The 16,490-nt window shown below is 71.7% G+C and carries 16 protein-coding genes; 2 read left to right on the top strand and 14 right to left on the bottom strand.

Going from position 1 to position 16,490, the window contains the following annotated elements; genetic code table 11:
• Positions 1-55: 55 nt before the first annotated feature.
• Positions 56-1,474 (top strand): acyl-CoA synthetase, encoded by a 1,419-nt coding sequence (locus AB0M73_RS29375; protein ID WP_363896984.1) that lies wholly within the window; start codon positions 56-58, stop codon positions 1,472-1,474.
• 105 nt (positions 1,475-1,579) lie between these two features.
• On the opposite strand, the gene tsaE is transcribed toward AB0M73_RS29375, so the two are convergent.
• The 5 genes from tsaE to glmS form a co-directional block, all read right to left on the bottom strand.
• Positions 1,580-2,032, bottom strand: a complete 453-nt coding sequence (tsaE, locus tag AB0M73_RS29370) for a tRNA (adenosine(37)-N6)-threonylcarbamoyltransferase complex ATPase subunit type 1 TsaE (protein WP_363896981.1) — start codon at positions 2,030-2,032, stop codon at positions 1,580-1,582.
• Positions 2,029-3,132 (bottom strand): alpha/beta hydrolase, encoded by a 1,104-nt coding sequence (locus tag AB0M73_RS29365; protein ID WP_363896978.1) that lies wholly within the window; start codon positions 3,130-3,132, stop codon positions 2,029-2,031. The genes tsaE and AB0M73_RS29365 overlap by 4 nt, the downstream gene beginning before the upstream one ends.
• Positions 3,129-4,271 (bottom strand): alanine racemase, encoded by a 1,143-nt coding sequence (alr, locus tag AB0M73_RS29360; RefSeq protein ID WP_363896975.1) that lies wholly within the window; start codon positions 4,269-4,271, stop codon positions 3,129-3,131. The genes AB0M73_RS29365 and alr overlap by 4 nt, the downstream gene beginning before the upstream one ends.
• A gap of 61 nt (positions 4,272-4,332) precedes the next feature.
• Positions 4,333-5,757, bottom strand: coding sequence for an NAD(P)H-hydrate dehydratase (locus tag AB0M73_RS29355; protein ID WP_363896972.1), 1,425 nt, complete (start codon positions 5,755-5,757; stop codon positions 4,333-4,335).
• 13 nt (positions 5,758-5,770) lie between these two features.
• Positions 5,771-7,618 carry a glutamine--fructose-6-phosphate transaminase (isomerizing) gene (gene glmS / locus AB0M73_RS29350; RefSeq protein ID WP_363896969.1) on the bottom strand — a complete coding sequence of 616 codons (1,848 nt, stop codon included), beginning with the start codon at positions 7,616-7,618 and terminating at the stop codon, positions 5,771-5,773.
• Between the two features lie 269 nt (positions 7,619-7,887).
• Between glmS and AB0M73_RS29345 the strand changes: the two genes are divergently transcribed.
• On the top strand, positions 7,888-8,727 hold the full coding sequence (locus AB0M73_RS29345; RefSeq protein WP_363896966.1) for an alpha/beta hydrolase: 840 nt from the start codon (positions 7,888-7,890) through the stop codon (positions 8,725-8,727).
• Here the strand turns inward: AB0M73_RS29345 and AB0M73_RS29340 are convergent, their stop codons facing one another.
• The 9 genes from AB0M73_RS29340 to AB0M73_RS29300 form a co-directional block, all read right to left on the bottom strand.
• Entirely contained in the window at positions 8,728-9,114 is a 387-nt protein-coding gene (locus AB0M73_RS29340) for a hypothetical protein (RefSeq protein WP_363896964.1), read from the bottom strand. It abuts the gene before it with no gap.
• On the bottom strand, positions 9,111-11,936 hold the full coding sequence (locus AB0M73_RS29335) for a WXG100 family type VII secretion target (RefSeq protein ID WP_363896961.1): 2,826 nt from the start codon (positions 11,934-11,936) through the stop codon (positions 9,111-9,113). The genes AB0M73_RS29340 and AB0M73_RS29335 overlap by 4 nt, the downstream gene beginning before the upstream one ends.
• Entirely contained in the window at positions 11,936-12,253 is a 318-nt protein-coding gene (locus AB0M73_RS29330) for a type VII secretion target (RefSeq protein WP_043721598.1), read from the bottom strand. The genes AB0M73_RS29335 and AB0M73_RS29330 overlap by 1 nt, the downstream gene beginning before the upstream one ends.
• 151 nt (positions 12,254-12,404) lie before the next feature.
• Positions 12,405-13,739 (bottom strand): phosphoglucosamine mutase, encoded by a 1,335-nt coding sequence (gene glmM / locus AB0M73_RS29325; protein WP_363896957.1) that lies wholly within the window; start codon positions 13,737-13,739, stop codon positions 12,405-12,407.
• A 156-nt stretch (positions 13,740-13,895) separates the two neighbouring features.
• Positions 13,896-14,549: a 30S ribosomal protein S9 gene (gene rpsI, locus AB0M73_RS29320; RefSeq protein ID WP_363896954.1), complete on the bottom strand. Its 654-nt coding sequence runs from the start codon at positions 14,547-14,549 to the stop codon at positions 13,896-13,898.
• Between the two features lie 14 nt (positions 14,550-14,563).
• Entirely contained in the window at positions 14,564-15,007 is a 444-nt protein-coding gene (gene rplM / locus AB0M73_RS29315; protein ID WP_043721594.1) for a 50S ribosomal protein L13, read from the bottom strand.
• Between the two features lie 275 nt (positions 15,008-15,282).
• Positions 15,283-15,576, bottom strand: a complete 294-nt coding sequence (locus AB0M73_RS29310) for a WXG100 family type VII secretion target (RefSeq protein ID WP_363896950.1) — start codon at positions 15,574-15,576, stop codon at positions 15,283-15,285.
• A gap of 77 nt (positions 15,577-15,653) precedes the next feature.
• Positions 15,654-15,956, bottom strand: a complete 303-nt coding sequence (locus AB0M73_RS29305) for a WXG100 family type VII secretion target (RefSeq protein WP_363896947.1) — start codon at positions 15,954-15,956, stop codon at positions 15,654-15,656.
• Positions 15,957-16,105: 149 nt separating this feature from the next.
• Positions 16,106-16,489 carry a hypothetical protein gene (locus AB0M73_RS29300; RefSeq protein WP_363896944.1) on the bottom strand — a complete coding sequence of 128 codons (384 nt, stop codon included), beginning with the start codon at positions 16,487-16,489 and terminating at the stop codon, positions 16,106-16,108.
• Position 16,490: the final 1 nt, after the last annotated feature.

The following is a 16,490-nucleotide window of genomic DNA, read 5'->3' as shown; positions in this document are numbered from 1 at the left end:
GTCGTCAAGGGTACGACCATCATCGGAAGGCACTTCGACGCGAGGGGTTGATGGGATGTTGCTGCCGGCTCTGGCCGACCCGACGGACGCCGACGCACTGGTCTTCGGCGACCGGAAACTGACCTACCGCGAGCTCGCCGGCGTGGCCGCGGCGATCGCGAAACGGCTGGTCGGGGCCAGGGTGGCGGTGTGGGCGACGCCGACGCTGGAGACCTGCGCGGCGGTGGTCGGGGCGCTGGCGGCCGGCGCCGCGGTGGTGCCGATCAACCCCAAGGTCGGCGAACGCGAGCTTGAGCACATCCTCGGCGACAGCGCGCCGGCCCAGGTGCTGGCGGCCCCCGGCGTGGAGCTGCCCGGCGGCCTGGCCGCGCTGCCGCGGCTGGATGTCGACCTCTCCGTACGTTCCGACGGCCTGCCGCCCGAGCCGGACGAGGAGGCGCCGGCGTTCATCGTCTACACCTCGGGCACCACCGGCCCGCCCAAGGGCGTGGTCCTGCCGCGCCGGGCGATCGCGTCCAACCTGGATTCGCTGGCGGCGGCGTGGGAGTGGACGGCCGCCGATGCCGTCACACACGCGTTGCCGATCTTCCACGTGCACGGGCTTGTGGTCGGTGTGCTCGGGCCGCTGCGGCGCGGCGGATCTTCGCACCACATGGGCAAGTTCAGCGCGGCGGCGGCCGGGGCCAAGCTGGCCGGCCCGGCGACGATGATGTTCGGCGTCCCCACCATGTACAGCCGGCTCGCCGCCGACGTGGAGGCCGATCCGGGGCTGGCCAAGCAGATCTCGCAGGCCCGGCTGCTGGTGTCGGGTTCCGCCCCGCTGCCGGCCAGCCTGCACGAGCGCATCTCCCAGGCCACCGGGCAGCGGATCGTCGAGCGCTACGGCATGACCGAGACGCTGATGAACTGCAGCGTCCGGGCCTGGGGCGAGCGTCGGCCGGGCACCGTCGGTCTGCCGGTGGACGGGGTGGAGGTGCGGCTCGTGGACGACGCCGGCTCGGTCATCGAGGTGAGCGACGACGCCACCATCGGCGAGATCGAGGTGCGCGGGCCCAACCTGTTCCTGGAGTACCTCAACCGTCCCGAGGCGACCGCCGAGGCCATGCACGACGGCTGGTTCCGCACCGGCGACATGGCCACCCGCGCCGCCGACGGCTACATCCGCATCGTCGGCCGCCGGGCCACCGACATCATCAAAAGCGGCGGCTTCAAGATCGGCGCCGGCGAGATCGAGAACGCGCTTTTGGAGCACCCGGGCGTGGCCGAGGTCGCTGTGGCCGGTCGGCCGGACGACGACCTCGGCGAGCGGATCGTGGCTTGGGTGGTGCCTTCGGACGTTGCCCCGACGGCCGAGGAGCTGGTCGAGCACGTGGCTCGACTGCTCACCCCGCACAAGCGGCCGCGAGCGGTGAATTTTGTGGATTCCTTGCCCCGCAACGAACTCGGCAAGGTCACCAAGCGAGCACTGCCCTAGCCACCGCTGCTTCCGCTACGTGAGTGGCTCATTTTCCATTTTCGGCCACCTGAGTGGCTCAGGTGGCCGCTGAGCGAAAATGAGCCACTCACGTAGCAAAAAAAGCTAGGGGAGCTCGCGGGTGGTCCAGGTGCCCTGCGGGTGCAGCTCCGCCAGCCGGACGTCGTCGTCGAGGCGGGTGAGGCGGATCAGCAGGTGGTCGTCGGAGAGGCGTTCGGCGACGCCCTCGCCCCACTCCACGACCACGGCCGCGTCGACCAGCTCGGTGTCCAGGTCCAGGTCGTCCAGCTCGTCGAGGTGCCCGCCCAGGCGGTAGGCGTCGACGTGCACGAGGGCGACGCCGCGCTCGCCGGCCCGGTGCTCACGGGCGATCACGAACGTCGGCGAACTGACCCGGCCCCGCACGCCGAGGCCTTCGGCGATGCCCCTGGTCATGGCCGTCTTGCCCGCGCCGAGTGGGCCGGACAGCAGCACCAGGTCGCCCGCCCGTAGTAGACCGCCCAACCGCCGGCCGAACTCGACCGTGTCCGCCTCCACCGGCAGCCGGAGTTCCTTCACGCCCGTTTCCACCATCGCCGTCCAGTCGTCTCGCCGTCCGCGCAGCTGCGCACCAGGTCCACCAGGTGACCGGTGACCAGGTCGGCCTGCTCCAGCATCACCATGTGCCCCGCGCCGTCGGCCCTGACCAGCTCGGCGTCCGGCAGCTCGGCGGCGATCGCCTCGGCATGCCGGAACGGCGTGAGCTTGTCGGCGTCCCCGCTGAGCACCAGCACCTTGCAGTGCCGCAGCCCGGCCAGCGCCGCGTAGCGGTTGTGGGATCCCAGGGTACGGACGAAGTCGGTGATGGCCGCCAGGGAGGTCCCGTCGATCATCGTCTCCATGAGGTCGACCAGCGCCGGGCTGACCTTGCGGTCGCCGAAGGCCAGGCCGCGGATGGCGCTCCAGGTGATGTGGCCGCCGGCCCGGCGGGCCCACTCGACCAGGCTGGGCTGCCAGTTGGCCAGCAGGCCGAGGCCGCGCGTCGCCGGGTTGTGCCGGGACAGCAGCGGGCGGGGCAGGCCGGACGCGCCGACGTCGCCGGCCGAGGTGCCGATCAGGGCCACGCCGCGGACCCGGTCCACGAACAGCTCGGGCTGCTGCTCGGCCAGGGCCATGATCGTCATGCCGCCCATGGAATGGCCCACCAGCACGAGCGGGCCCTTCGGCACCAGCGCGCGGAGCACGGAGTCCAGGTCGTGGCCGAGCTGCTCGATGGTGCTGGACTCGGCGGTGGCCCGGCCCGAGCGGCCGTGGCTGCGCTGGTCGTACAGCACCAGGCGAACCCGAGGATCGATCATCTTAGCCAGGTCGCGGCGCTGGAAGTGCCAGCAGCGGCGGTCAAGCACGAAGCCGTGCACCAGCACCACGGTCATCACCGGCGCGCCGCCGTCTTCGGGGTCCACCTCTTCGCACGCGATCGGCACGCCGTCGTCGGCGGCGACCGTGCACTCACGGCTCGCGCGTAACTGGCCTAACGGCTCGTCCTCGTGCGGATCGTCGGTGTCACGGCGCTGCCGGGCGATGCGGGCGTTCTGCGCCGCCGCGCCCAGGACCAGGCCCGTCGCCGCCGCCCCCACCACGCCGCCGGTCACCCCGGCGGCCTTCATCCACGGCCTCATCGACGGCCGCCGACGTAGGTCCGCCGCACTCTCGGTCGGTACATGCCGGTCACGATCTCGTAGTCGATCGTGCCGGTCTTGTCGGCCCACTCCCGGGCCGTCGGCTCGCCCTCGTCACCCGGGCCGAACAGGACGACCTCGTCCCCGTCGGTGATCGGGTCGTCGCCGCAGTCCACCACGATCTGGTCCATGCAGACCCGGCCCACCACCGGCCGGCGGGCGCCGCCCAGCCAGACGTCCATGTTCCCGGACAACGCCCTCGGCACACCGTCCGCGTAGCCCACCGGGACCAGCGCCAGGTTCGTGTCCCGTTCCGCCGTCCAGGTGTGGCCGTACGAGACGGATTCGCCGGCCGGCACCCGGCGGGCCAGCGACACCGAGGAGCGGAACGTCATCACCGGCTTCAGGTCCGAGTCGCCGGGCAGCGGATTCAGGCCGTACACGGCGATGCCCGGGCGGACCAGGTCGAAGTGCAGGTCCGGGCGGCTCAACGTGGCGGCCGAGTTGGCCAGGTGGCGGATCGGGTGCAGGCCCGCCTCCAGCGCCACCTTGTAGGCCTCGTCCAGGCGGGCGGCCTGGAGGTCCATCGACGGGTGGCCGGGCTCGTCGGCGTTGGCCAGGTGCGACCACACCGCCGCGATCTCCACGGTCCCCTCGTCGTGGGCGCTCGCCGCCGCCTCCACCAGCGTCGGCCAGTCCGCCGGCTGGCAGCCGCCCCGGGTCAGGCCGGTGTCGATCTTGAGGTGGATCCTCGCCTCCGTGCCCACCGCCCTGGCCGCCGAGTTCACGGCCCACAGCTGGCGCAGCGAGGACACCGACAGGTGGATCCCCGCCTCGACCGCCGGGCCGAAGTTGTCGTCGACCGTGTGCAGCCAACAGAAGATGCGCCCCTGGATGCCGGCCGCCCGCAGCGCGAGGGCCTCGTCCACCGAGGCCACCCCCAGCCACGACGCCCCCGCCGCCAGCGCCGCGTTGCCCACCGCGACCGCGCCGTGCCCGTATCCGTCCGCCTTCACCACGGCCATCGTCTGCGCGCCGGAGGACCCCGCCAGCCGCGTCAGCAGCTCGACGTTGTGCTTCACGGCGTCGAGGTCGATCCGGACCTCGGCTCGCGGGAGGGGATTGTGCTGATCAGCCATAACAACATCCATGGTGACACACGGCCCTGACACCCGGCCGGGGTAGCTACCGCCGAACGGGTTACAGGGCCCGGATGTGACGGATGGCGTCGGAGATGGCGGCCTGGATGTGGGAGGCGGGGGCGGGGGCGCCGTCGGCGGCGAGGTCGGCGGCGAGCTCGTGGACGTAGGCGGCACAGCCGGCGGCCAGCCAGGGGTCCTCGCCGGCGGCCAGCAGGGCGCCGATGAGGCCGGACAGGACGTCGCCGGAGCCGGCGGTGGCGGGCCAGGAGGATCGGGACTGGCTGACCAGCACGCGGCCGTCGGGGGCGGCGACGACGGTGGAATGGCCCTTGAGCAGCACCACGGCGTGGAAGCGGGCGGCGGCGCGGCGGGCGGCGGAGATGCGGTCGGGGCCGACCTCGCCGGCGAGGCGGGCGAACTCACGGTCGTGCGGGGTGAGCACGAGGGGGGTCTCGGGATCCCGGGCGTCCCACAGGGTGGGGTCGCCGGCCAGGAGGGTGATGGCGTCGGCGTCGGCGCAGACGGGGACGTCGGCGGCGAGGACGTCCACGAGGACCTCACGGCCGGCCTTGCCGGTGCCGAGGCCAGGCCCGACGACCCAGGCCTGCACGCGGCCGGAGTCGCCGACGTGGCCGGTGGCGACGACCTCGGGCCACCGGGAGCGCACGACGTCGGCGGCGGTGCCGGCGTAGCGGACCATGCCGGAGGTGGCCAGCACGGCGGCACCGGTGGACAGCACGGCGGCCCCGGGATAGGTGGCGGAGCCGGCGGCGATGCCGGTGACGCCCTGGCTGTACTTGTCGTCGGAGGGCCCGGGGATGGGCCACGCGTCGGCGACGTCGTCGGCGTCGAGGATCACGGCGTGCGGTTCGTCGAGGTCGTCGGCGATGCCGATGTCGACGACCCGCACGTGACCGCAGGCGACGGCGCCGGGACCGACGACGTGGCAGGGCTTGCGACCGCCGAAGGTGACCGTGACGGTGGCCCGGACGTGCGGCCCGTCGACGGCCCCGGTGTCGGGGTCGACACCGCTGGGCAGGTCGACGGCGACGATGGGCGCAGTGACGGACTCGACCAGTGCGGCGGCGTCCGGGCGAAGGGATCCCTTGGCCGACAGGCCGACAATGCCGTCGACGACGACATCGACCCCCGCCACCGATGAGCCGACACGGCCGCCGGCCCGGCGGAACGCGGCCAGCCCAGCGGCGTGGGCCCGCTCGGGCGCCAACAGCACGGCGGTCACGGAAACCCCGCGCCGGCACAGGAAAGCACCGGCCCACAGGGCGTCGCCGCCGTTGTTGCCGGCCCCGACGAGCAGCCCGACCCGGCGCCCGGACGTGCCGCCGGTCCGCGCGGCCAGCAGCGCGAGCACCTCGTTGGCCACGGCGTACGCGGCGATCCGCATCAGCCGGCTCTCCGGCACCCTGGTGAAGACCCGCTGCTCAGCCGCCCGCACCTGGTCGGCAGTCCACACGCCCCGCATCACACAGCCCCGATTACTCGACGGTCACCGACTTCGCGAGGTTACGCGGCTTGTCGACGTCGTACCCGCGACTGCGGGCGATCTCGGCCGCCAGCACCTGCAGCGGCACGCTGGACACCAAGGGCTGCAACAGGGTCGGCACGGCCGGTACCTCGATCAGGTGGTCCGCGAAGGGCTTCACCGTGTCGTCGCCCTCCTCGGCGATGACGATGGTGCGCGCGCCACGGGCCTGGATCTCGCTGATGTTGGACAGCAACTTGCTGTGCAGGACCGCCCGGCCCTTCGGGGACGGCATCACGACGACGACCGGCAGCTGGTCCTCGATCAGCGCGATGGGGCCGTGCTTGAGCTCGCCGGCGGCGAAGCCCTCGGCGTGCATGTACGCCAGCTCCTTCAGCTTCAACGCGCCTTCGAGGGCGACGGGGAAGCCGACGTGCCGGCCCAGGAACAGGATCGCCTTGGAGTCGGACAGCTCGTGGGCGAGCTCCCGGACCTGGCCGACGGTGCCCAGCGCCTGCTGCACGGCCGCCGGCATGGCCTCCAGCTCGTGGAACTCGCGCGCCACCTCGTCCGGGTACTTGGTGCCGCGGGCCTGGGCCAGTGCGAGACCGACCAGGTAGTTGGCGGCGATCTGGGCCAGGAACGTCTTGGTGGCGGCGACGCCGATCTCCGGGCCGGCGTGGGTGTACAGCACGGCGTCGGACTCGCGCGGGATCTGAGCGCCGTTGGTGTTGCAGATGGCCAGCACGCGGGCCTTCTGCTCACGGGCGTGCCGCACGGCCTCCAGGGTGTCGGCGGTCTCGCCGGACTGCGAGATGGCCACCACCAGGGTGTCGCGGTCCAGCACCGGGTCGCGGTAGCGGAACTCGCTGGCCAGCTCGCACTCGACGGGCAGCCGGGTCCAGTGCTCGATGGCGTACTTGGCGACCAGCCCCGAGTGGTACGCGGTGCCGCAGGCCACCACGAAGACCTTGTCCACGTCACGGAGGTCCTGGTCGGCCAGCCGCTGCTCGTCGAGCACGATGCGGCCGTCGGTGAAGTGGCCGCGCAGCGTGTTGGCCAGCGCCTCGGGCTGCTCCTCGATCTCCTTGAGCATGAAGTAGTCGTGGCCGCCCTTCTCGGCGGCCGACAGGTCCCAGTTCACCTCGAACGGCTTGGCCTGCACCGGCTCCCCGTGGAAGTCGGTGACCTCGTAGCCGTCCTTGGTGATCACGACGACCTGGTCCTGGCCCAGCTCGACGGCGTTGCGGGTGTGCTCGATGAACGCGGCCACGTCGGAGGCGAGGAAGGTCTCGCCCTCGCCGACGCCGACGACCAGCGGCGAGGAGCGCCGGGCCGCGACGACCTTGTCGGGCTCGTCGGCGTGGGTGACCACCAGCGTGAACGCGCCCTCCAGGCGCCGGCACACGGTCCGCACGGCGGCAGCCAGGTCGCCGTCGTAGATCCGGGAGACGAGGTGGGCCGCGGTCTCGCTGTCGGTGTCGCTGGCCAGCTCGACGCCGTCGGCCTCCAGCTCGGCCCGCAGCTGCGCGAAGTTCTCGATGATCCCGTTGTGCACCACGGCGATCCGGCCGGTGGTGTCCCGGTGCGGGTGCGAGTTGCGGTCCACCGGCGCGCCGTGGGTGGCCCACCGGGTGTGTCCCATGCCGGTGCCGCCGGTCAGAGTGTCGCGGCCGACCTCGTCCAGCCGCGCCTCCAGGTTGGCCAGCCGGCCGGCCTTGCGCTCGACCGCCAGCCCGCCGTCGCCGTCCAGAACGGCGACGCCCGCCGAGTCGTATCCCCGATACTCCAACCGGCGCAATCCGTCCAGTACGACGTCCAGTGCCGGGCGATGGCCGGTGTAACCCACGATTCCACACACGACGGTACAGGGTAGCTAGACCATCATCCGGTTGCGACCAGCCCGGTTGTTTCCCGTCACACCTGGTCAGAGGCATGATCGGAATCGATTTGGTGTAGACCAATATGGATCATTGGGGTAAGGCGAGGGCCGGGCACAGACGGAGCGAAGTGAGCGGACGGCGCGGGCGAGGCAGTGTGGGTGGAGGTGAGCACGAGCCGGACAGCGTGCGTGGTCCGGCCGTGAGCTTGATGGGCGGCGAAAACCCGTGATCCGGTACGGTCCCGGGTATGGCGCGACGCAAGCCGTTGACCGCGAAGCAGGCGCTCACCGAGCTCAGCCGGCCCGGTCCGCACGGCGTGCGGCGCGGTGACCTGGCCCTGGTCGGGCTGCCCGGCACGCTGTTCACCCCGCGCGGCGGGCACGGCCTGCCGGCGGTGGCCTTCGGGCACGGCTGGCTGCAGCCGCCGCAGCGCTATCTCGGCCTGTTCCGGCACCTCGCCTCGTGGGGCGTCGTCGTCGCGGCCCCGGCCACCCATCGCGGCCCGCTGGCCTCGGCCCGGCTGTTCGCCGCCGACCTGCGCACGGCGCTGGACGTGGTGTCCGGCGTGCGGCTCGGCGACGGCGACATCGGCGTGGACGCCGGCAAGTTGGCCGTCGGCGGGCACGGTGCCGGCGGCGGCGCGGCGGTGCTGGCGGCGGCCGAGGACGAGCGGATCCGCGGCGTTTTCACTGTCGCCGCCTCGGAAACGATGCCGTCCGCTGTGGACGGTGCGCGGCTGTGCCTGATGCCGGCCGTGCATCTGGCGGCCGAGGAAGACCTTGTCGCGCCGCCGGTCGGCCACGCCGAAGCCATCGCGCAGAGCTGGGGCGGGCCGGTCCAGCTGCGGACCATCGCCGGTGCCAACCACCTCGGCTTCGCCGAAGGGCGGCACTGGAGCGAACTGCTGCTGCCGGGCCGGGGCGAGCCCAGGACGCAGACCGTCGCCAAGGCCGTGATCACCGCGTTTCTGTTGCGGCAGTTGAACGGCGACCGCGCCTACGATTCGCTGCTGTACAGCGACGTGAAGCGAGCACCCGTCACGTACCAGCGTGCGGGCCGTCCGACGACGGCCCGCACGAAGAGCTAGCTATTCCATCCAGCTCTGGTTCGAGTAGTCGTCGTCATCGTCATAGGCGGGACGAGCGGTCCGCCGGGGCGTCGGTCGCGGCGGCGGGGTGACGTCGGGCATCTGGAACGACGGGGCGGCCGGCGGGTTGTACTCGTCCTCGCTGTCGAAGAACGTGTACTTCTCCTCCCGGACCTCCTGCGCGGGCCGGGCGACGGGGCGGCCGCTCTCGGCGGCCTCCCGCTTGGCCTTGGCCTCGGCCATCGCCTTCTGGGAGGCTTCCTTGTTCTCCTTGACGGCGTCCGCGAACTTCTTCTCGGTCGCCGCGCGCTGCCGCTGGACGTCGTCCCGGAGCTCCCGCATCTGCGCGACGGCAGTGTTCACGGCGACGGTCGCCTGATAGCTCACTGGCGCTGGCTCCCTTCGTCCTCACCGAGCACGCCGTTCATCCGGCTCACCGAGGCCGAGCCGTTGTCGTCGAAGACGGCGCTCGGCGTGCGCCACGCCGCGTTCGTGCTGCGCTCCTGGTCCTCGCCGCCGCCACCGTGGCCGCCGCCGCCCATGCCACCCATCATCGGCATGCCGCCGCCCATGGGCGAACCGCCCTGACCGGCCGCCGCCGCATGCGCGCCGCCGAGCTGGGCCAGGCCGGCGTCGCCGGGCGCACTGGCCTGGTTGGTCGATGCCTGCCCGCCCAGACCCGGGTCCGCGGCGCTGTGCGCGGTGTCCCAGGCGCCGGCGTGGTGCATGCCGCCCTGGCTGCCGACCATGCCGTGCCCGCTGTCATCGCCGAGCGTCCACGCCGACGAGCCGCCGGTGTCGGCCGAGGCCGGCGTGAACGAGGCGGCGGCGACGCTGGTGGAGGCCGGGGAGTCGAACAGGCTCCCGGAGAAGCTGCCCTGGTCGTGCTCGCCGGTCGGGGCGTAGGTGAAGCCCGGGTCGGCCGCGGCCGGCGCAGTCCAGGCCGGCTCCGGCATCGGCACGTCGTCCGGCAGCGCGTGGGCCGGGCCGGTGGACGCCGGGGTGTCGTCCGGCATCGTCCAGGCCCCGGCCGGGTCGGTCGACACCGCCGAGGCGGCCGGGTCCTCGCCGAGCTGGGCCGGGTCGTGATGCAGCTGCTGGCCCGGGTCGGCGGGCTCGTCGATCGCGTGTGCGCCGCTGGCGGTGCCGGTGGTGCCGACAACATGGTCCGGCGTCATGTGCGTGCCGCCGCCGGGCTGGCCCGGGTCCGCGCCGGCGGGGTGCGTGCCGGTCGGGGACGCCGACGGGCCGGCGGCGTCGTTGTAGTCGATGGTGTACGTGTGCGGCGCCTTGCCGGTGCCGTCGTCGATGGAGACCTGGACCTCGCCCGGCACCTTGCCCTGCTGCGCGGTGATGGTGAGGTCGCCGTCGTGGATGACGGCCTTGCCGTCGGCGCCGGCCGGCGTCGGGATGGAGCCGTCCGGGTTGGTCCCGGGCTGCCCCGGAACGCCACCGGGTTGGCCCGGCCCGCCGCCGGGCTGACCGGGAACTCCGCCGCCGGTCTGGCCGGGAACTCCGCCGCCGGTCTGGCCGGGCATCTGCCCCTGGACACCGGTCTGCCCCGGCTGGCCCGGAACCTGGCCCGGCCCGCCGGCCTGACCGTGCTGGCCGGCGAGGCCGGCCACGGCCGGGTTGTTGGCCACCTTGCTGAAGTCGACGTCGTAGGTCTTGGCCGGCTTGCCGTCGCCGTCGTCCACCTTGATCTTGACGTGGCCCTGGCCGTCCGGGCTGTCCACCTCGATGGTGTTGGCGCCGTCCTGGATCTTCACCGACTCCGCGGACTGCGGCGCGGTCGGCGTCGGGACCTGAGGCACGCTCGGCTGCGGGATGGACGGAGGCGGAGGCGGGGTCGTGCCGCCGCCAGTGCCACCGCCGCCGGTTCCGCCGCCACCAGTGCCACCGCCACCCGTGTCGCCGCCACCACCGCCGCCGGTCCCGGTGCCGGGACCGCCGCCGGTGTGGCCGGGGCCCTTGGGGTCGCCGCCGGTCTTCTGCTCCGGCTTGCCCTCCGGCACCGCCGACAGGCCCGAGAACGGACTCTGGTTGACCGCCTCGGCGGCGGAGATCAGCTCCTCGAAGGCCTGCTTGATGCCGGTGTCCGCGGTCTTGGAACCCTGTTGCAACAGCTGGAGGTTCTGCTCGAACGGCTCCTTGAAGCCGGCGTCGATGACCTTCTGGGTCAGGCCGGCGATGAACTGCAGGAACATGTCGGCTTCCCAGCCCATGATCCACAGGATGCACTCGCCCAGCGTGCTGCACACCGCCCACGCGGCGTCCAGCGCCCAGCCGCCGGGGAAGTCGAAGCCGATCAGGTCGGCGACGCCGTCCTTGAGCTTGTTGACCAGGTCGTCAAGGCCCTTCTCGGCCTTGTAGATGGCGATCAGCTCCAGCAGCGTGACCGGGTCGAACTGGATCTTGCTGAAGTCGATCTGATCCAGCGTCTGGCCGTAGGCGTCGACGATCTGCTTGGCCGCCGAGGTGCTCGACGTGATGGCCTGGCTCAGCTTGTCCAGGTCGCTGTCGATGGTCTGGGCCTTGGTGCCGAACTGCTGGATGTAGGCGCCGAACGCGTTGGCCGCGTCGCCCTGCCACGAGCTGCCGACGACCCCGGTGACCTTGCCGTTCATCTCGTCACGGGTGTTGGCGAAGTCCGACGCCACCTGCGAGAGCTCGTCCGCGGCCTGGGCCAGCTGGCCGTAGTCGATGCCGCGCGGCTGGTCGAACGGCTTGACGATGTCGGTGTCGAAGTTGAGGTTCTTGCCGGTGTACAGGTTGTAGAGGTCGAGCCATTGCTTGAAGCCGTCGCGCTTGTCGGCGTGGGCGTCGCAGACGTCGTCGGAGCGGCCGCTCAGGTCGCCGCCGGGGTCCCCACCGCTGCCGTCGCTGGTGTCGCCGGAGTCCCCGCCGTCGCCGCCATCTCCCCCGTCGGCGCCATCGCCACCGTCTCCGCCGTCGCCCCCATCGCCGCCGTTCCCACCATTGCCACCATTGCCGCCGTTGCCCCCGCGGCCGTCCTGCCCGTCCTGCCCGTCTTCACCGTCCTGGTCTTTGCCGCGTCGCTTCCCGTCCTCGTCCTTCTTGGGATGCGTGCCGCCGGTGTCCTCGTCGTCGTCCTTCTTGGGCTTGGTGGTGCTGGTGTTGCCACCGTCGTCCTTGTGATGGGTCGACGACGAGCTCGAATGATGGGAGTGCTTGCTTGCTTTGGCCATCAGGCGTTACCCCCCGCGGACGAGATCGAGGACGCATTCGAGGAATCGGTGTCGGCGTAGTTCTTCGCGGTCGCGTTCAATCCGGCGCAGATGTCCTCCGCGTGCGAACCGAAGTCCTTCATGTTGGCGCTCAAGGTCTGCACGGCCTTCGTGGCCGCGTCACCGGCCTGCGGGCACGACTTGCCCGTGATGTCGCCCGTGACGTGCACCGAGTCCAGCGTGGTGCGATATCCGACCGCGGTCGTCTCATCGAGATCTCGGAAGTACGACCCGAGAGTCGTGATCGCCTGGCCGTCGGCCTTGACGCTGCCCGACATGATCTTTGTCCTCCCCTGCCCCCTGCTGTGTACGACAACTCGGACTCCGCGGGGCGCGATTCGGTTCCACGCCGCGACCATGCCGATGCTTCGCACACTATTACAGAAACCGGACAGGGCAGGGCGCTATCACCGAAGTGGTGACCGGCGGTCAGCCGACGGCGGAAACGACCTCGGCCAGGCGGGTCGCGGCGCCGTTGGCCTCGTCGTGGCTGGGCGCCTCGACCATCACCCGCACCAGCTGCTCGGTGCCCGACGGGCGCAGCAGCACGCGGCCGGTCTCCCCCAGCTCGGCGGTCACCTCGGCGACGGCCCGGCTGACGGTCTCGGCCGCCGCGACGGCGGTCTTGTCGGCCACCCGCACGTTGATCAGCACCTGCGGCAGGCGGCGCATCACGCCGGCCAGCTCGCCCAGCGGCTTGCCGGTGGCGGCCACGCGGGCCATCAGCCGCAGCGCGGTCAGCAGGCCGTCGCCGGTGGTGGCGTGCGAGGGCAGGATCACGTGGCCGGACTGCTCGCCGCCCAGCGAGTAGCCGCCGGCCCGCAGTTCCTCCACCACGTAGCGGTCGCCCACCGCGGTGGTGAGCAGGCGCACACCGTACTCCTTCATGGCCAGGTGCAGGCCGAGGTTGCTCATCACGGTGGCGACGAGCGTGTCCTCCTTGAGCTCGCCCGCGTCCTTGAGGGCCAGCGCCAGCACGGCCATGATCTGGTCGCCGTCGATCTCGGCCCCGGTGTTGTCCACCGCGAGGCAGCGGTCCGCGTCGCCGTCGTGGGCGATGCCCAGGTCGGCGCCGTGTTCGAGGACCGCGGCCTGGAGCACGTCCAGGTGGGTGGAGCCGACGCCGTCGTTGATGTTCAGGCCGTTGGGGTCGGCGTGGATGGCGATCACCTCGGCGCCGGCCCGGCGGTAGGCCTGGGGCGCGGTGGTGGAGGCGGCGCCGTTGGCGCAGTCGACCACGATGCGCAGGCCGTGCAGGTCGTGCGGGGTCGACAGCAGCAGGTGGTCGATGTACCGGCTGGCCGCCTCCGGCACGTCGCTGACCCGGCCGACGCCCGCGCCGGTGGGGCGGCCCTCGGTCCGGTCGAGCCGGGCCTCGATCTCGTTCTCCAGCTCGTCGGACAGCTTCAGGCCGCCCTTGGCGAAGAACTTGATGCCGTTGTCGGGCATCGGGTTGTGCGAGGCGGAGATCATCACGCCCAGGTCCGCGCCCAGCTCGGCGACCAGGAAGGCCACCGCCGGGGTCGGCAGCACGCCCAGCCGCAGCACGTCCGCGCCGGCCGCCGTGAGGCCCGCGGTCACCGCCGCCTCCAGCATCTCGCCGCTGGCCCTCGGGTCCCGCCCCACCACCGCGACCGGGCGGTGCGTGGTGTCGTGCTCGGCCAGCACCCGAGCCGCCGCCGCGGCCAGCGAGAGCGCCAGCTCCGGGGTCAGGTCGGCGTTGGCCATACCGCGGACACCGTCGGTGCCGAACAGACGGGACATGGACGCTGCTACCTCCGGGGCGGGGAACGACGGGGCGGCCAGACTACGGCTAGGGCGCGCGAGGGCCGCGAGGGGTTGCTTCGCGGACATGCCCAGAACGCGCCAAAGGCGGCGCAACCTGCAGAAATCGCAGATCGCACCGCCTTTGAACGATACTCAGCGCTTGCTGTACTGAGGCGCCTTGCGGGCCTTCTTCAGGCCGTACTTCTTGCGCTCCTTGGCCCGCGGGTCACGGGTGAGGAAGCCGGCCTTCTTCAGCGCCGGGCGGTCGTCGATCTCGAACACGATCAGGGCACGGGCGATGCCCAGCCGCAGCGCGCCGGCCTGGCCGGAGATGCCGCCGCCGACGAGCGTGGCGATGACGTCGAACATCTCGGTGCGCTCGACGGTGACCAGCGGCTCCTTGATGAGCTGCTGGTGCACCTTATTCGGGAAGTACTCCTCCAGCGTCTTGCCGTTCAGCGTGAACTTGCCGGTACCCGGCACCAGTCGCACGCGAACGATGGCCTCCTTGCGGCGGCCGACGGTCTGGATCAGGCGGTTGGGCAGCGCGACGGGGGCGGGCGCCGGAGCGGCCTCCTCGTCGCCGTCGGCCTCGACGGCCGCGTCGAACTCGGCGACGGCGTCGGCCTCGGTGGTCTCGGCCTCGACATCGGCGGCAGCCGCGTCGGCCTCGACAACGTCGGGGGTCTCGGCAGCCTCGGCCTCGGCGACAGCCTCGGTGGTCTCGGCAGCCTCGGTGGTCTCGACGGCCTCAGCAGCGACGGCCTCGTCGGCGGCCTGCTCGGGCTCGTGGTCAGGAGTGGTCACTGAAACTTCCTCGGTCACTGGGCGATCTTCGTGATCTCGAACGGCTGCGGCTGCTGCGCCGCGTGCGGGTGCTCCGGGCCGGCGTAGACCTTGAGCTTGCTGGCCATGGCGCGACCCAGCCGGGTGTGCGGCAGCATGCCCTTGATCGCCTGCTCGAGGAGACGCTCGGGCTGCTTCTCCAGCATCTCGCCGAAGGAGCGCTTGCTCAGGCCGCCCGGGTGGCCGCTGTGGCGGTACACGAACGCCTGGTCCCGCTTGTTGCCGGTGAGCGCCACCTTCTCGGCGTTCACGATGACGACGAAGTCACCGGTGTCGACATGCGGGGCGTAGATGGGCTTGTGCTTGCCACGCAGCAGCGTCGCGGCCTGGGTGGCGAGCCGGCCGAGCACCACGTCCTGGGCGTCGATGACGTGCCAGGCGCGGTTCACCTCGCCGGCCTTCGGGCTGTACGTGCGCACGGATCTACCTCGTCGTCACTCACTCTGTGGCGCGACCCTACGCAGGTCCACGCTCGTGTCATGGGCTGTCGTTGCGGCGGGGCGCGCCAGCGCGGTCATGGACTGCTGGTGCACGCGCGGCAGCAAGCCTCGCGCCGCATTACCGCACAACAAAGAAAGAAGATACCCGGCCTGACCCGGCAGGGTCAAAACGGGTGGTCGGAACACATACGTGGACCCCAGGACGAGTCGTCCCGGGGTCCACGGGCACCGCACGGGCGGGCGTGACGAAGGTCTCAGCCCCAGAGCTTCTTGGCCGAGCCCTCGGCGCTCTCGTAGCCCTCGCCGGCCTGACGCACGGCGACGCCGATGGCCTGAAGGGTCTCCTGGAAGTCCTTGGCCGCCGCGTCCCAGTTGCGCTGCGCGTTCTGGTAGGCCTCGGCCGCCTCGCCGGTCCAGTCCGCGACGATCGGCGCGATCTTGCCCTTCAGCGTTTCCAGGTGGCTGCCCACGGTGTTCGCCGCATTGGTGACGTCCTGGGACGCCTGCTGGATCTCGGCGAAAGTGACCTTGATGACGGAGTCGCTCACGTTGTTCTCCCCTAAATGAAGTCTGACAAAGCCGCTATAGCAGAAGACGCTTTTCCGGCCGCAGCCGAAACGAGAGGTCAGCCACCCAGCCGGCTGGAGATGCTGCTGATGCCGTGCGAGGCTTCCTCTTCCTGCTGCGCGTAGGTGCCGGACGCGGTCTTCATCGCGGTCGAGATGTCGTTCAGGGCCTGGTTCAGCTTCTTGGCGTCCTCCATCAGACGCTCCTGGAGCTGCTGGAACGCCATCGAGGCCTGACCCTTCCAGCTCGACTGCAGCGGGGTGAGGTCGCCGTTGAGCTTGTTGACCGTCGCGTTGATCTCCTGCTCGACGTTCTCGATGTCCTTGGCGCAGCTCGCCATCTCGGCGAAGTTCGTCCCCATGCTGGACATTGGGAAGGCCCCCTTCAATCTGGGTGAGTACAGCGTGCTTGGTTCGTACGGTTACTGCGACGACGACAGTGCCACGGTCGGTTCCACCCCGTCGCGGGTTCTTCGCAAACCGTTGCTCAAGTAAACGGGCCCGGGTGGAACTAGCCGCGGAACATGATTCCCTCCTGCGAAAAGTCCTCGTCGTCGTCACTCGGACGGGGGCGTCGACCCGCCACGGTGGGGGCCTTCGGGGCACTGGGAGTAGTCGCCGTCATCGGGGCGAGCAGCTCGGTGCCCTCCGGCAGCCGGTCCACCGGCAGCCCCTCGTCGGCCCGGAACGAGGCCGCCGCCCGGCGCAGGCCCGGCGACGTCAGGTCGGCCGGCTGCGGCTGGGCCTGCCGGGACCGGACCCGGCCGACCAGCTCCCGGGTCTGTCCCCGGGTGGCCGCGCTGCGGGCCCTGGCCTCACCGGCGGCCCGGCTGCCCCGCGCGACGGCGGAGTCCACGTCGGACCGGAACTGGCTCATCGCGTCGCCGATCTGCACG

Origin of the sequence: Kutzneria sp. NPDC051319, assembly GCF_040682195.1 — a bacterium.
In the GTDB taxonomy this organism is placed as follows: Bacteria; Actinomycetota; Actinomycetes; order Mycobacteriales; family Pseudonocardiaceae; genus Kutzneria.
The sequence above is the reverse complement of the archived record's forward strand: the minus strand, read 5'-3'. Positions and strand labels throughout refer to the sequence as shown.

What these genes read in the sequence shown, in the direction of transcription:
- AB0M73_RS29375 (WP_363896984.1), top strand. Translation starts at nt 56, where the DNA reads ATGTTGCTGCCGGCTCTGGCCGACCCGACGGACGCCGACGCACTGGTC.
- AB0M73_RS29365 (WP_363896978.1), bottom strand. Translation starts at nt 3,132, where the DNA reads ATGAGGCCGTGGATGAAGGCCGCCGGGGTGACCGGCGGCGTGGTGGGG.
- alr (WP_363896975.1), bottom strand. Translation starts at nt 4,271, where the DNA reads ATGGCTGATCAGCACAATCCCCTCCCGCGAGCCGAGGTCCGGATCGAC.
- AB0M73_RS29355 (WP_363896972.1), bottom strand. Translation starts at nt 5,757, where the DNA reads ATGCGGGGCGTGTGGACTGCCGACCAGGTGCGGGCGGCTGAGCAGCGG.
- AB0M73_RS29345 (WP_363896966.1), top strand. Translation starts at nt 7,888, where the DNA reads ATGGCGCGACGCAAGCCGTTGACCGCGAAGCAGGCGCTCACCGAGCTC.
- AB0M73_RS29335 (WP_363896961.1), bottom strand. Translation starts at nt 11,936, where the DNA reads ATGGCCAAAGCAAGCAAGCACTCCCATCATTCGAGCTCGTCGTCGACC.
- AB0M73_RS29330 (WP_043721598.1), bottom strand. Translation starts at nt 12,253, where the DNA reads ATGTCGGGCAGCGTCAAGGCCGACGGCCAGGCGATCACGACTCTCGGG.
- glmM (WP_363896957.1), bottom strand. Translation starts at nt 13,739, where the DNA reads ATGTCCCGTCTGTTCGGCACCGACGGTGTCCGCGGTATGGCCAACGCC.
- AB0M73_RS29305 (WP_363896947.1), bottom strand. Translation starts at nt 15,956, where the DNA reads ATGGGGACGAACTTCGCCGAGATGGCGAGCTGCGCCAAGGACATCGAG.